This window comes from Streptomyces sp. ME19-01-6 (assembly GCF_033793745.1).
Classification (GTDB): domain Bacteria; phylum Actinomycetota; class Actinomycetes; order Streptomycetales; family Streptomycetaceae; genus Streptomyces.
The window spans coordinates 296,640-311,038 of sequence record NZ_JARAXF010000007.1; the positions used below are offsets into that span (position 1 = coordinate 296,640).

The 14,399-nt window shown below is 69.5% G+C and carries 14 protein-coding genes; 9 read left to right on the top strand and 5 right to left on the bottom strand.

Annotated elements, in window-relative coordinates:
• Positions 1–41: 41 nt before the first annotated feature.
• Together PV419_RS19655 and PV419_RS19660 are read right to left on the bottom strand one after the other, a co-directional pair.
• Positions 42–833: an alpha/beta hydrolase gene (locus tag PV419_RS19655; RefSeq protein WP_319690672.1), complete on the bottom strand. Its 792-nt coding sequence runs from the start codon at positions 831–833 to the stop codon at positions 42–44.
• Positions 834–947: 114 nt separating this feature from the next.
• Positions 948–1,598, bottom strand: coding sequence for a GntR family transcriptional regulator (locus PV419_RS19660; RefSeq protein ID WP_319690674.1), 651 nt, complete (start codon positions 1,596–1,598; stop codon positions 948–950).
• A gap of 144 nt (positions 1,599–1,742) precedes the next feature.
• Here PV419_RS19660 and PV419_RS19665 point away from each other — a divergent pair, with 144 nt between their 5' ends.
• From PV419_RS19665 to PV419_RS19690, 6 genes are all read left to right on the top strand, one after another.
• Positions 1,743–3,353, top strand: coding sequence for an L-lactate permease (locus PV419_RS19665; RefSeq protein ID WP_319690676.1), 1,611 nt, complete (start codon positions 1,743–1,745; stop codon positions 3,351–3,353).
• Positions 3,354–3,382: 29 nt separating this feature from the next.
• Positions 3,383–4,507, top strand: a complete 1,125-nt coding sequence (locus tag PV419_RS19670) for a glycerate kinase (RefSeq protein ID WP_319690678.1) — start codon at positions 3,383–3,385, stop codon at positions 4,505–4,507.
• Positions 4,508–4,960: 453 nt separating this feature from the next.
• Positions 4,961–6,244, top strand: coding sequence for a cellulase-like family protein (locus PV419_RS19675; RefSeq protein WP_319690679.1), 1,284 nt, complete (start codon positions 4,961–4,963; stop codon positions 6,242–6,244).
• Between the two features lie 55 nt (positions 6,245–6,299).
• Positions 6,300–6,887 carry a hypothetical protein gene (locus PV419_RS19680; protein WP_319690681.1) on the top strand — a complete coding sequence of 196 codons (588 nt, stop codon included), beginning with the start codon at positions 6,300–6,302 and terminating at the stop codon, positions 6,885–6,887.
• On the top strand, positions 6,887–8,023 hold the full coding sequence (locus PV419_RS19685) for a hypothetical protein (RefSeq protein WP_319690683.1): 1,137 nt from the start codon (positions 6,887–6,889) through the stop codon (positions 8,021–8,023). Before PV419_RS19680 ends, PV419_RS19685 begins: the two co-directional genes overlap by 1 nt.
• A 143-nt stretch (positions 8,024–8,166) precedes the next feature.
• Complete coding sequence (locus PV419_RS19690; protein ID WP_319690684.1) at positions 8,167–8,550, top strand: hypothetical protein; 384 nt, start codon at positions 8,167–8,169, stop codon at positions 8,548–8,550.
• A 34-nt stretch (positions 8,551–8,584) separates the two neighbouring features.
• Here PV419_RS19690 and PV419_RS19695 read toward each other — a convergent pair whose 3' ends face one another.
• The 3 genes from PV419_RS19695 to PV419_RS19705 form a co-directional block, all read right to left on the bottom strand.
• Complete coding sequence (locus PV419_RS19695) at positions 8,585–10,177, bottom strand: IPT/TIG domain-containing protein (protein WP_319690685.1); 1,593 nt, start codon at positions 10,175–10,177, stop codon at positions 8,585–8,587.
• 272 nt (positions 10,178–10,449) lie between these two features.
• Positions 10,450–11,541, bottom strand: a complete 1,092-nt coding sequence (locus PV419_RS19700) for a serine hydrolase domain-containing protein (protein WP_319690687.1) — start codon at positions 11,539–11,541, stop codon at positions 10,450–10,452.
• A 3-nt stretch (positions 11,542–11,544) separates the two neighbouring features.
• The gene (locus PV419_RS19705) at positions 11,545–12,057 is read right to left on the bottom strand and encodes a winged helix-turn-helix domain-containing protein (RefSeq protein WP_319690689.1); all 513 of its coding nucleotides are present in this window, start codon (positions 12,055–12,057) and stop codon (positions 11,545–11,547) included.
• Positions 12,058–12,618: 561 nt separating this feature from the next.
• Here PV419_RS19705 and PV419_RS19710 point away from each other — a divergent pair.
• The 3 genes from PV419_RS19710 to folE all read left to right on the top strand — a co-directional run bounded on the left by PV419_RS19710 (position 12,619) and on the right by folE (position 14,399).
• On the top strand, positions 12,619–13,008 hold the full coding sequence (locus PV419_RS19710; RefSeq protein ID WP_319690691.1) for a 6-carboxytetrahydropterin synthase: 390 nt from the start codon (positions 12,619–12,621) through the stop codon (positions 13,006–13,008).
• 168 nt (positions 13,009–13,176) lie between these two features.
• Positions 13,177–13,785, top strand: coding sequence for a radical SAM protein (locus tag PV419_RS19715; RefSeq protein WP_415925344.1), 609 nt, complete (start codon positions 13,177–13,179; stop codon positions 13,783–13,785).
• Complete coding sequence (folE, locus tag PV419_RS19720) at positions 13,785–14,399, top strand: GTP cyclohydrolase I (protein ID WP_319690692.1); 615 nt, start codon at positions 13,785–13,787, stop codon at positions 14,397–14,399. Before PV419_RS19715 ends, folE begins: the two co-directional genes overlap by 1 nt.

Consider the following 14,399-nt stretch of genomic DNA (forward strand, 5'->3'; position numbering starts at 1 on the left):
GATCGCCCCGATAACGCTATACGGGCCGCGGGGGCGTCGGCTCAGCCTTCGAAGGCGCCGCGCAGCGCCACGGCGAAATCCGCCGGCTGGGTGAGGAAACCCACGTGTCCGCCCGGGAACTCCGCGATCGGGGCCCCGACTTGCTCCGCCAGGGCCCCGGTCGTTCGGTGCAGGAGCGTCTTCGGCCCTTCGCCGCCGATCACCAGGGCGAACCGCGCCGCGCGCAGCGCCTCGGCGTCCGGCCTGAAGCGGACGAACGAGCGCAGCTCGTACGCCAGGCAGGTCTCCAGGTTGGCGCGGATGCGCGCCAGCATCTCCCGCAGCGGGGCGGGCAGACTCTGGTCCGGTTCCGGCGGCGCGTCCACACCGATCGCCGCGCTGAACTTCCGCAACGCGGGGTCGAGGCCCTCGCGCTCGAACAGCTCGTACACCTCCTGGAACAGCGCATGCCAGCGGTCCGCGTCGGGCAGCAGATCGATGACGAACGGCTCGTGTGCCACCAGCGCCCGCACCTGGCGGGGGTGCCGGGCCAGGAGGTCCATGCCGATCATGCCGCCGTAGCTGGTGCCGAAGACATCCGCCGGTTCACCGGCGGCGGCCGCGTTCAGCAGCAGGTGGGCGTCGTGGCCGTGTTCCTCGATCCGCTGCGGCCCGGGCGGGCCGGTGAGGCGGCTGCGGGAGTTGCCGCGCAGGTCGTAGGTGATGACCGTGTGGCTCTCCGCCAACAGGCCGGCCAGCGGCCCGAACATGGCCGCGTCACCGTCACCACCGTTGATGAGCAGAAGGGGCGGGCCCGATCCGCGTACTTCGTAGTAGAGCTCGGCATCGGACACGGCTAACGTCTCTGTCTTCATAGGACCTTCAGGGTGCATCGGCACCGGGGCACCCGGCAATGACGCCCGGGTGGTGTCCGGCCGGCTGTCGCGGATCGGCCTCCGTCACCCGGATCAGCCGCGTCGCGCGCGGAGTTGCTCGCAGGCTCGGTTGAGGTGGAAGGCGAGGGCCTGGTCCGCGCGCTCGGGGTCGCCGTCGGCGATGGCGTCCAGAATGTTCTGGTGCTCATCGGCGATCTCGGCGATGCGGAGCAGTTGGTATGTCTGGACCTGGGCCATGCACAGGCGCATCTCGGCCATGACCGAGGCGTGGACGCGGCTGAGGCGCGGGCTGCCGAGCGCGTCGACGAGCGAGCGGTGGAAGCGTACGTCGGGCTCGACCGCGGCGATCGTGGAGTCGTCCGCCGCCGCCAGTTCACGGATCTCCGCCTGGGCGGAGGTGGCGGCGGAGGGCACCGACCGCCGTCGCGCCAGCTCCCGCATGACCTGGCGTTCCACACAGGCGCGGGTGAAGTACAGGTCGGCGATGTCACCGGCCTCGAAGACCGGTACCCGGGCGCTCTTGTGGGCGTCTCGACGCAGCAGGCCCTCGCCGGTCAGCCGCTCGATGGCCGCTTTTGCGGTGGGCCGCGCCACCTCGTACTGCTTGGCGACCTCGGTCTCGGTGAGCGCCGTGCCGCCGGTGATCCGCCCGTCCAGGATCTGCTCGCGCAGCTCGACGACGAGCGCGTCGATCAGGGATGTCGCCTTCAGGCGACTCGCCATCACGCCTCCCGTGGATGAGTGGGACCCAGCCCAAAGTGCACCCAAATTACCATACAGGCATTCTTGACTGTTCGGAGTACTTGTCTTACAAGTTAACGAACCTTGATGCTCCAGGCGGCACCGCTCGCCGCACCGGGAGGTTCGATGTACCGACAAGTCCTTGACCCACTGGCCGGGTCGTTGCTCTGGTCCGCGCTCTGCGCGGCGGTGCCCCTGCTCGCCCTGTTCGTGCTCCTCGGTGTCTTCCAGGTCAGAGCGCAGATAGCGGCGCTGACTTCTCTGGCCCTCGCACTCGCCCTCGCGGTGTGGGTCTGGGGCATGCCGTTGATCCAAGCCTTGTCCGGGGCGGTCGAAGGCGGCTTCTACGGGCTCTTTCCCATCATGTGGATCCTGGTGAACGCGCTGTGGATCTATCGCATGACCGAGATCACCGGATGGTTCGCCGTGCTGCGGCGGTCCTTCCGCGCCATTTCATCCGATCAGCGCGTCCAGGGCATCGTGATCGCCTTCTGCTTCGGAGCGCTGATCGAGGCGCTGGCCGGCTTCGGCGCCCCCGTGGCGATCACCGCGGTCATGCTGGTCACCGTCGGCATCGCTCCTATCAGGGCGGCGACCGTGGCGCTGGTGGCCAACACGGCACCGGTCGCGTTCGGCAGCATGGCGGTGCCGCTGACCACGCTCGCCGGAGTGACCGGTCTGCCGCTCGGCGTCCTCGGCGCGATGGCGGGACGGCAGACGCCGTTGATCGCCGCGTTCATCCCGCTGCTGCTGGTGTTTCTGCTCGACGGCCGACGGGGCGTACGGGAGACCTGGCCCATAGCGGTGGTCGCGGGCCTGACCTTCGCTTTCGCGCAGTTCGCCGCCGCCAACTACATCAGCGTCGAGACCACCGACATCATCGCGGGCGTGGTCACCCTGGCGACGGTGCTCGGGTTCATGCGGATCTGGCAGCCGCGCACGGTGCAGGGGAACCCCCAGGCGCCCGCCGAGGTCGGCTCCGAGGACCGCGAGGGCAGCGGCAGTGCCCTTATGGCGTTCGCCCCGTACCTCATCATCTGTGCGCTCTTCGCGCTCACCCAGGCCGGGCCCGTCAAGGAATGGCTGGCCGCCCACGGCGTCGCCCAGTTCACCTGGCCCGGTCTGCATGTCGAGTCCCCCGGCGGCGCGCCCGCCGCCGCCGTGACCTTCAAACTGGAACACCTCAAGGCGGCGGGAACCATCCTGCTGGTCGCCGGTCTGCTCACCATGGCGCTCTACCGGGTCGGGCCCGGCCGCGCGGTGAAGGCATACGGAGCCACGCTGCGCCAACTCCGCTGGACCGTCGTCACGGTGACGTCGGTGCTCGCACTGGCGTGGGTCATGAACCTCTCCGGCCAGACCGCGACCCTGGGCACCGCGCTGGCCCAGACCGGCGCCGCCTTCGCCCTGTTCTCCCCGGTCGTGGGGTGGCTGGGCGTCGCGGTGACCGGGTCCGACACGTCGGCCAACTCGCTGTTCGGAGTACTTCAGGTGACCGCGGCGCGGGAGACCGGGCTGGATCCCGTGCTCCTCGCGGCCGCCAACTCCACCGGCGGCGTTCTGGGAAAGATGCTGTCGCCGCAGAACCTGGCCGTCGCCGCCGCGGCGATCGGCATGGCCGGCAGCGAGGGCACGATCTTCCGCAAGGTGATCGGCTGGAGCCTCGGGCTGCTCGCCGGATTCGCACTCCTCATCTATCTGCAGTCGACTCCGGTCCTGGGCTGGATGACCGTCTGACCGCGGGAAACCGCGACGAAAGGAACCCCATGCGTGTTGTCTGCGCCCCCGACAAGCTGCGCGGCTCGCTGGACGCCGCCCAAGCGGCCGCCGCCCTCGCCGCCGGCGTCTGCGCGGCCGGCGGTACCCCCGTCGAGCACCCGCTGGCCGATGGCGGAGAGGGCTCACGCCACACCGTGCAGACCGCGCGCGGCGGCGCGGTCATCGACGTCGACGCCGTCGACGCGCTCGGCCACCCCCTGAAGACGCGCTTCGGCCGGCTGGACGACGGGACCGCGGTCGTCGAGGCGGCCGAGGCGATCGGCTGGGATCCACCGGGTAGCGCGGAGCATGACGTGATGCTCGCCTCCAGCGCCGGCCTGGCCGCTCCACTCCTCGCGGCGGCGCGGCAGGGAGCACGGCGGATCATCGTCTTCCTGGGGGGAACCGTGACCATGGACGGCGGCACGGGAATGCTCGCCTCCCTCGGGGCCCGGATCCTCGACGCCGATGGGAAGCCGCTGGCGGGCAGCGGTGCCGATCTGAGCCGCATCCGCTCGGTGGACCTCGCTCCGGCACACCGCGCCCTCGCCGGCGTCGAGCTGGTCGCCGCGGCCGACGTCCTCAGCCCCCTGTTCGGCCCCGAGGGCGCCGCCCATGTCTTCGGACCCCAGAAGGGTGCCACGCCGACCACGGTCGAACTCCTCGACGACGGTCTGCGACGGCTCGCCCCCCTGCTCGGAGCCGGGGCGGTCGCGGGCGGTGGCGCCGCCGGCGGCCTCGGGGCCGCACTGCTCGCACTGGGGGCCGAGCTGGTGCCCGGCGCGGGCGTGGTCCGGCAGTTGACCCGCTTCGACGAGCAACTGGTTACGGCGGACCTCTGCCTCACCGCGGAGGGAAAGGTGGACGCCGGGACGGACGCGGGCAAGACCGTCAGCGCGGTGGTGAGCGCCTGCGCGGACGCCGCCGTTCCGTGCGTGGTACTCGGCGGGACGATCACCCCGGAGGCCGACCGCCTCTATGGACGTGGCGCCACCGCGGTCCTGCCCATCGGCGCCGGTCCCCGCGATCTCGACACCGCCCTGCGCCACGCCGCCGACGATCTCACCAGGACCGCCTACGCCGTGTGCCGCCTCGCCACGGTCCAGCTCCGCAGACAGGACGTCCTGGTGTGACGGAAGCATCCGCTCGCGGCCCGGGCCGGAGCGGGGCCGGGCCGCGAGCGGCTCGCATGGCTCATGGGCCCGGGCTGACCCGGAACCAGTCGCATTCCGCCACTTCCGCCGCACCGCCCGGGTCGGCGCTTTCCGGCCCTGTGGCGAAGAGCCCCACCGTCGACCCGATCCACTTGCCCGCCGTCGCCTGGAACGGCGCGCCGAGCGGAGCGAACCCGTGACCGTCCACGTCGGCCGCGAACTGGCACACCGCTCCGGGGCGGCCAAGGCGTCGGCAGCCTGCCGTGGAGCCCGCTGGCCGCGGGCCGACGAGGTTTCGGCGCCACGAAGCCACACCACCTGGCCGACGCCGCGACGGCACTCGACCCGAGAGCATTAATTATGAATACATCTTGACACCCCTGTGACGCCCGCCGACGATGAACCGGACCCCTAACGAAAGGCCGGTTCCCCGTGCCCGTCGCACTGCCCGACCACCTGCCGGAGAAACTGACCATCTCCCTGTGGGACTTCAGCTGGTACACCCGTACCGGCCCAGGGGAGCCCTTCGCCGATCTCGACCGGGCCTTCGCGGAGGCCGTGGCGCGCGGATACAACACCGTGCGCATCTGTGCCATGCCCTTTCTGCTCTTCGGTTCCGGAATCGACACCGGCAAACTCCGACTGGGGCCGCTGGGCGGCGGGTACGGGCAGCGGACTCGCTGGTACGACGTCGGCGGCAGCACCGAGATCGACGGCCGCGCCCACCTGCGCGCGCTGTTCGGGGCGGCCCGCCGGCACGACTGCTTCATCATCCTCTCCAGCTGGGAGTACCAGCAGAGCCCGTCGTTCGGCAGCGACCGCTCCTGGTACGACGCCCTGATGGCCGTCGATCCCGAGCGGCGCGCCGAGGCCCTCGCCGACTCGCTGGCCGACCTGATCGACTTCCTCGCCGCGGACGGGCTCGACGACCGGATCGCCTTCACCGAGTTGCACAACGAGGTCCAGGGCGGGCGGCTCACCCAGGGGCTGCCGGGCCCGGACACCGTGGTCGCCCTGCGGCCGCGCCTGGAGCGCGGCCTCGCCCGGTTCCGGGAGCGCCACCCGGACCGGCCGGTCACCGTCAACTACGCCAAGGTCCCGGTCGGGTCGCTACGCGGCGTCCCGCGAGACATCGACGTGGCCGTCTTCCACCCCTATGTCTACGGCGTGCTCGACGAGCTCATCGACGCCTTCGCCCTGCGCGACCGGTCCCGCCCCTTCCCACAGGACTTCGCCAGGGAGCACCTGCTGCGCCCCGACGCCCCGGACCTGGCCGACTGGGCGCCGCCCGCCGATGACCTGTGGCGGCTCGAGGCCACCCTCGTCGGCCGCGAGATCTACGCGCACGACTGGTGCGATCCGGCCAAATGGGACGCCTGGCTGTACGAGCGCTACGCCGTGCACCGCCTCGCGATGGAACAGCGGCTGGTCACCTGGATCGAGGCCGCCGCGGACTGGGCGGCCGGGGCCGGGGTCCCCCTGGTCTTCGGGGAGGGCTGGATCGGCTACACCCCGCTGCACGGCACCTTTGAGGAGGGCCCGGTCGGGGCCGCGTTCTGCCGCCGCGCGGTGGCCGAGTCCGCCCGGGTCGGCGCCTGGGGCACGGTCGTGTGCTCCAACGCCGCACCACACCACCCGATGTGGCAGGACCTCACGCTCCAGCGGGAGTGCAACTCCCTGCTGGCGGGGCCGCCGAGCCTACGGATTTCGGGGTGACGGACCGCTCGTGACGCTAACCTGCGTACCCTGTCGTGCACACAACGGGGGTGTCATGAGCGACAACGATCTACCGGAGCCCAAGGACGACCAACTCCCTCTTCCGCCCGGCTCATCGGAGGGCGGGCTCCTTGCCCCGCCGCCTCTGTCGGCCCAGCCGGGGAAACCCAACATCTACGATCCCAACGCCCCCGCGCCCAGGCGCCCGCTCGCTCCCGGCGTCCAGGGTCCGGTGCCGCAGAACCTCGCCATCGCCCCCGGCGTGTTGCGCGGAGCGGCGGGCAAGGCGGACGAGGTCTACGACACGCTCCACAAGCAGGCGGCGTCGCTGGAGGAGCCGGTCTCCACAGCGGTCAAGGGTGTGCAGGGCCTTCAGGCCGAGAGCGCGCTGAGGCGGTCGCACAAGCACTGGGAGGAGCAGGCGGGCACGGTCACCGCCTGGCTCGCCCATATCTCCGAGAGCCTGCGGGCTGCGGCGGACATGCATGTGAAGCAGGACCTGGGTACGGGGGACTCGTTCGGCCAGAAGGAACATCCCGGGCTTTACGACGGCGGTCACCAAGGTCTCCCGTATCTGACCGGCGACCCGTCGTTCTCGTCGTCCTCGCCGTTTTCGTCGTTCTCGTCGATCTCGAGGTACTGATGGAAACCTTCTACCAGGAGTTCCGATCGGCCGACTTCGGGGCGCTGGACACGCTGGCCACGAAGTGGAAGGGCGTCCACGACAAGATCAAGGACCTGGACGACAAGATCCGCGACGAGGTGCTGAAACCCCTGAAGGACAAGGGGTACTGGGAAGGGATGGCCGCCCCCTTCGCCTGGACGCAGATCGACGACATCCAGCGTCAGGTGACCGCCGCCGCCAAGGTGGCCGACGGGGTGCGCAGGGCCATCGAGGACGGGGCCGGGGAGCTGAGGGCCGCTCAGAAGCGGCTGAACGAGGCGGTGCGGGAGTTCGGCGAACAGGGGATGTACATCAACCCCAAGAAGGCCCAAGTGGTCCTGACCGCGGACTGCACCCCGGAGAATTACGACACGGACGACGTGAAGAAGGTGAACGCCGCCCAGACCAGGCTCAACGAGATCCTCCGGGAGGCGTTCGAGGCCGACCAGAACCTGTCGATCACGCTGATGGAGAACGTCGGCCTGGAGCAGTGGTTCAACACCGGAAACGTCCGTACGGACATCAACCACACCAGTGGCATCAGCACCGACCGCTACGACACGCTCGGCCGGGACATGGACGGGCTCGACCCCTTCCCGTCGACGAACCACCTCACGCCCCGCACCCTCGCGGCCAACTGGATGGCCGGGACGGGCGACGACCACTATTCCTTCTCCCAGCACGACCCGTTCGTCGAACAGCTCCGCAAGAGCGAGAGCATGGACGGGATCCGGAAGCAGACCCTGGACGGCTGGCAGGCGGGTCGCGGGGAGGGCCTGACCACGTACCAGATCTCGGGCATGTCGCTCCCCGTGCAGGCGGGCATGTACGCGAAGGACATGACCGGCCTGTCCGGCCTCGACAATCTGTGGGGCGGCGACACCAACGAGGCGCAGTCCCTGCTCGGCTCCTATGCCGTGAACTACGTCGTCAAGGGCACCGACCCCGACGGCAAGCTCATCGTGCAGTACACGCTGACCAACGACACCGACACGGAGTCGTTCCTCCCCGGATACCAGGACTGGCAGGGGAAGGCCAACCATGACACCGGGCCCGGCGCGGGCATCGGGGAAACCATGGTCTGGACCGAGCGCATCGACCCGGACGACCACTGAAGAACCCGTCTGGCAAACTCGTCGCGATGGCGACGACGAAGCGACCAGGACTGGTCCGCAGGCTCTGGCGTGTCCGTCCGATCAGGTTCGCGCTGATCGGGATGGCCTGCCTCATCGTGTTTCCGGCGGGGTGCGTAGCCGTCATGAACGTCGTGTCTGAGGAGTGCGCGAAGACCAGTCCCGACGTCGCCGAGTACAACCTGCCAGGGACGTACCGGGGCCCCGACGGCATGCGGATCACCCTCGGGCGCCGGGTCCAGGTCAAGAACTGGCCTTACGACCTGTCCATCGGGGAAGACGACGAACGACGCTTCGACGGCCAAGGGAGTTGGTCCTACGACACGGGCACCGTCGTCCCCGGGGAGGAGGAGTTCGGGATCGTCGAGCTGAGCTTCTCCCAGGGCAGCCACAAGGGCGATATGCCCCGCGGCAGCCAGGAGTTGCTGGTCGGCGGCGCCCCGGCGGCCCCGGTCCTGTTCCACCAGGTGGACCCCGACAACTGCCCCGATCCGGTGTTCCGGCAGTAGCTCCGGAACACCGGATCGGACCCGTGCCTGGGTTTCAGCCCGGGCTCTCCACATACTCATAGAGGCCCGAGGAAGCGCTGCCGCCGACAGTGGTGACGGCGATGTTGACGGGCCCGGCGACGGGGTGGGGCGGGGCGGTGGCGGCGATCGTGTTGTCGGAGACAACGGAGAAGTACGCCGGAACGCCGTCGAAGGTGACCGACTGGGCGGTGGCGAGGTTGGTGCCCTGGATGGTGACCTGATTGCCGCCCGCGGTCGGGCCCTGGTTGGGGCTGGCGCTGGTCAGCGTGGGTGGGTCGACATAGATGAAGGTGAGGTCGTTGGAGGTGCCGCCCGGGGTGACCACGGTCACCGTCACCGGGCCGGGGCCCGGGACGGCGGGGATGTTGACGGTGAGGGAGGTGTCGGTGTCGGACACGATGGTGGCCAGGCTGGGCCCGAAGTGCACTGCCGTGGCCCCGGACAGGTTGAGGCCCGTGATGGTGGCGGTGCCCCCACCGCCGGTGGGGCCCTGAGCGCCGCCCTCGCCCCCGAAGGGGCTGCTGGTCACGGCGATGCCGATGACGACGGGCGCGGAGCGGTAGGTGAAGGTGCCGAAGCTGCCGGTGCCACCGGCTGTGGTGACGGTCACGGGGACCGTGCCGAAGCCGGGTGGGCTGGAGACGGTGACCGAGGTCGGGGTGTTGGCGAGGATCGTGGCGGTGGCCGAGCCGAAGTGCACGGCGGTGGCGCCGGAGAGGTTGTGGCCCCGGATGATCACGGTGGTGCCGCCGGTGATCGGCCCAGCACGGGGAATCGTCTGCAGCGAGATCGCGCTGACCGTGTTGGCGAGGGAGTTGGTCACATACAGCCGAGCGGAGTCCGGGGTCACCGCGACGCCGAGCGGGCGGTCTCCGGTGGCAAGGGTGTCGAGGACGGCGTTGGCGGCGATGCCGATCACGCTGACGGTGTCGCTGTCGAGATTGGTCACATAGGCGACGGCCCCGTCCGGGCTGATGACCACGACCCGAGGGGTGGGGACAGGGATCGTGGTGATGACCGTGTTGGTGGCCGTGTCCATCACGGCGACGAACTGAGCGCCGGCGGTGCTCACATAGGCGCGGGTGCCGTCCGGGATGATCGCCACGATCACCGGGACATCGCCGACCACCGTCGTGCTGGTGACGGTGTTGGTGGCCGTGTCGATCACCCTGACCGAGCCGTCCGCGGTGGAGGCCACATAGGCGCGGGTGCCGTCGGGGGTCACCGCCACTTCGACCGGGCCCGGGCCCACGGGGACGGTGGCGGTGACCGTGCTGGCGGCCGTGTCGACCACGCTGACGGAGTTGTCCTGGAAGTTGGCCACATAGGCGCGGGTGCCGTCGGGGGTCAGCGCCACTCCGATGGGTCCGGCGCCCACGGGGATGTTCGTCACGACCGTGTTGGTGGCGGTGTCGATCACCCCGAGCGACGCGTCACCGGACTGGGTCACATGGACGAGGGCGTTGTCGGGAGAGGCCGCTATGACGGACGGCCCGGTGTTTGTGGGGATGGTGGCGGTGACGGTGTTGCTGACGGGGTCGATCACGCTGACGGTGTTCGACGCCTGGTTGGCGACGTAGACATGTGCCCCGTTCGGACTCAGCACCACTCCTTGGGGAGTGGTGCCCACGGGGACGGTGGTGCTGGCCGCCAGGAGAGCGGGGTCTCGCAGCGTTTGCCTTTCGGCGGCCAGGAGCAGGGGGGGATTCGAGCAAGGCGGTCATGGTGCGTCCCTGGGAGAGAGGGCGACAGCAGCCCGGGATCTTTTCATTCCGCTCAATTCCCTGACCCACAAGGCATGTAACCTTTGCCGTATATGTGTTCTTATATGAAACTCCTATTCCTGTAGAGCGTCTTCAGGAAGTTCCCCGGACGCCCTCACGAGGCGTCGAGCTCGCCGAGCAGGCCGAAGGTGAGGGCATCGACCGGCCGGGGGTCGGTCGCGGTCGGCTCACTGTAGGTGTTCACCAGCATCACGGCCGCGGAGGCGCTCTCCCGGCTGAAGGCCGCACAGGTACTGAACCCTCCCGTGCCGCCGTTGTGCCAGGTCATGGTCCGGCCGCTGGACAGCCGGCCGAGGTGCCAGCCGAGCCCCAGCCGCAGATGGTCATCGACCGTGAAGTGGGGCCGCTGGGTCAGCTCGATGGCGTCCCGCAACGGGGAGCGCTCCGGGCGCAGTTGCACGCCGAGGAAGCGCACCATGTCGTCGGCGGTGCTGTACATCGAGGTGCCGGCCGCGCTGAGCACATGGTCATGCCAGTCGGGGACGGGCTGCCCGGTGAGATGCCCGACCGCCTTGCGGGACGCCATGTCCGGCCGCAGCGTCGTGGTGGTGTCCGCCAGGCGGAGCGGCTCCGCCACCCGGCGTCGCAGCATCGAGTCCACGGCGTCGAAGGCCAGCGCCTGGCCGAGGAGGCCGAACCCGAGGTTCGAGTACGCGTAGACGCTGCCCGGCTCGGTGGCCAACGCGGTCTCGCCGAGGCCGCTCGCCAGGTCGTCCAGCGTGTAGTGCGCGTACGGGTCGTCAGGATCGGCGCCGACGAGCAGGTTCGGGGGCAGCGAGGGCAGGCCGGAGGTGTGGGTGGCCAGATCGGCCAGGGTGATCCGCCGCGGCCCCTGGTGCGGGACGGGGAACCGGGCGGGCAGGACCAACGGCGCGTCCAGGCGGGTGGTGCCCGCGCACACGGCGCGGGCCAGGGCCGTGGCGGTGAGCGTCTTGGTGATCGAGCCGAGTTGGAAGACGGTTTTGCCGTCCGGCGCCGACGCACCGGGGCCCTCTCCTCCGCCCGCGACGTAGGTGCGGGTGCCGTGGATGACCCCGCAGACCACGCTCGGGCTGCCAGCGTCCAGCGCACGGCTCACATACCGCCGCACCAGCGCGGGCAGGTCGTCGGCCGCGGCGGCCTTGCCGGGCAGCAGTGACGCCCCCGCCGCCGCCGTCGCCACGGTGAGGAACTTCCTCCGCTGCATCGGTCACTCCCCTGTCGATCGATTGCTTGTCGGTACCACTGCGGACAACACGACGAGCAGCGGCACCACCCTGCCCGCGGGGACCTGGTAGTGACCGCGCCCCTCGGCCTGGAGCCAGCCGGTGGCGGTGAGTTGTTTGAGGTGGTGGTACAGCTGGCCGGTGGTGTGCAGGCCCGCGGCCTCCTGGAGCTCCGCGGCGGACCGGGTGCCGCGCAGCGCCGCGCGCAGCAGGGTCAGCCGGACGGGGTGGCCCAGCGCGGCCAGCGGCGCGGCCCCCTCCGACCAATCCGCCTCCAACAGCCGGTCCGTCTCCGCGCCTTGCTGCCATTCGTATGTCTCGCCCGTCGGCAGGTTCAGCGCGCCAGCGAACAGCACCTGACCGGCTCCGGTGAGGCGGCGGCGCAGCCCGTCGAGGGCCCAGAACACCTCGTCCCGCGGCGCCTGCGGCTCCGCTTCCAGCCGCGACACCCGGACTTCGAGGGCGGCGAGCCGTCTCTCCGAGGACTCATCAGCCATAGGACGGAGATTACGGTATTCCGTAATAACAGAGCAAGCCCAGGGCTGCGACCCAGCTCAGCGCTTCACTGCGCCCCAACAACACAAGGCGACCCTCAGCAAAGGTCGGATGAAAGACAACATCGGGGAGCACGGCCGGGACAACGGCGAGACCTGGAACATCACCTGCGGGCCCGCGCCTACCCCAACTCCGGGTCGCCGGACATCGCCTCGACGAATCTGTCGCCGCTGCACAACAAGTGGATCATCATCGCATGGACGTTCACCATCGGGTCGAGCGGCAAGGCGGGATTCGTGGCCCGTCATGGCACCGGCTCCAGCGCTCCGGTGGCGGCTACTCGCTCTTCCGTGACTTCAAGGCGAAAAATGTGGGGTCGACCGCAGTCGTCCCCACATTCTCATGTCCACGACAGCCGGTCAACTGTGGCACGTGCATGAAGTTCCCGACTGCCCCCTTGTGATCCTGCCTGCGCTCGGGAATGCTCGTCAGGGCGTTAAGCGGGAAAGCGGAGCAGAGGGTTTTCTGCTCCCTGTTCACTTAAGCGAGGTGAAGGGTTCATCATGCTCTCCATCACCAAAGAGTTTCGCTTCTCGGCGAGCCACCAGCTGGATCATTTACGATCCGGCCATCCATGCGGCCGACTGCACGGCCATAACTATGTGGTCGTCCTGGAACTGTCCGCGGAGCCGGAGGATCTGACACTTCCGGGTTTCGTCCGGGACTACGGTGACCTCTCCGGCTTCCAGAAGTGGGTCGACGAGACACTGGACCACCGACATCTCAACGATGTGCTGGACGGGGTGAATCCTTCGGCGGAGAACATCGCCATGTGGCTCCACGAGAGGTGGGTCAAGGACTTCCCCGAACTCACCGCCGTGCGCGTGTCGGAGACCCCCAAGACCTGGGCGACGTACCGCCCCTCCCCCGGCGGGGAAGACGCGCCCGTGTGACGGCGGACCGGGGGGCCGGTCCTTGATGGAGGACACGAAAGGGGGTGGTGGACATGGCGGCACCGAAGCTCGTGGTCAACGAGATCTTCGGGCCCACCTAGGGCCGTACAGGGAGAAGGACCCTCCACGGGCACGTCCTGCGCCTTTCTGCGACTGGGAGGCTGCAATCTGGACTGCCACTGGTGCGACACTCCGTACACCTGGGACTGGAAGGGCGTCTCGGACACCGGGATCGCCTACCGCCCGGCCGAGGAGCTGCACGCGATGGACCCGGCCGACGTGGCACGGCGGCTGCTGGCCTTCGGCGTCGGGCTGATCGTCATATCCGGCGGGGAGCCGCTCAACCAGCAGACCAGGCTGGAGCCCGTGGTCCGCGCGCTGCGCGAGGCTGGGATCGCGGTGGAGATCGAGACCAATGGGACGGTGACCCCGGGGGCCGCGCTGGCCGCGGCGGGAGTCCGGTTCAACGTGTCGCCGAAGCTCGCTCACTCGGGGGTCGCCGAGAAGCGCCGGATCGTCCCCGGGGTGCTCGGGGAATTCACCCGGCTTCCCGGCACCGCCTTCAAGTTCGTCTGTGCGACGGCGTCCGACCTGGACGAGGTGGACGCGCTGGTGGCACGGCACTCGCTGAAGAACATTTGGATCATGCCGCGCGGACAGTCCCCCGAGGAGATCGACGAGGGCATCCGCACGCTCGCGGACGAGGTCGTCGGCCGGAAGTGGAATCTGTCCGGACGACTGCACGTGACCATATGGGGCAGCAAACGAGGTGTTTGATGAGCAGTGGAATAGATGAATTGTCAGGGGACGAGCAGATCGCCCAGAGCGCGGCGCCACGGGATCCCCTGGAAATACTCGCCCGGCAGCTTCTCGTGGAGATCGGTGAGGATCCCGAACGGGAAGGGCTGCGCGACACTCCGGCGCGCTACGCGCGTTGGTGGCGCGAGTTCACCCAGTACGCTCCCGGCTCGACCGATACGGTCTTCGAGTCCAGCTGCAGCGGAGATCTGGTGGCCGTCTCGGGCATCCATGTGTGGTCGCTGTGCGAACACCACCTTTTACCGTTCTCGTGCCGGGTGACCATCGGCTACCTCCCCCGCGGGCAGGTACTGGGCCTCAGCAAGTTCGCCCGGATAGCCCATCAGCACGCCCACCGGCTGCAGTCGCAGGAGCAGTTCTCGCAGGACATCGCGGACGACGTCGAGAAGCTCACCGGGTCGCCGGACGTCGCCGTGATCGGCAAGGGCGAGCATCTGTGCATGGCCATGCGCGGCATCCGCACCCCCGCCACCATGACCACGGCCGTGTGGCGCGGCGCGCTCCAGGACAGCGCCCTGCGCACCGAGTTGCTCACCCTCACCAGCGAATCGTTCCGCGGTGCCGGCTTCTGA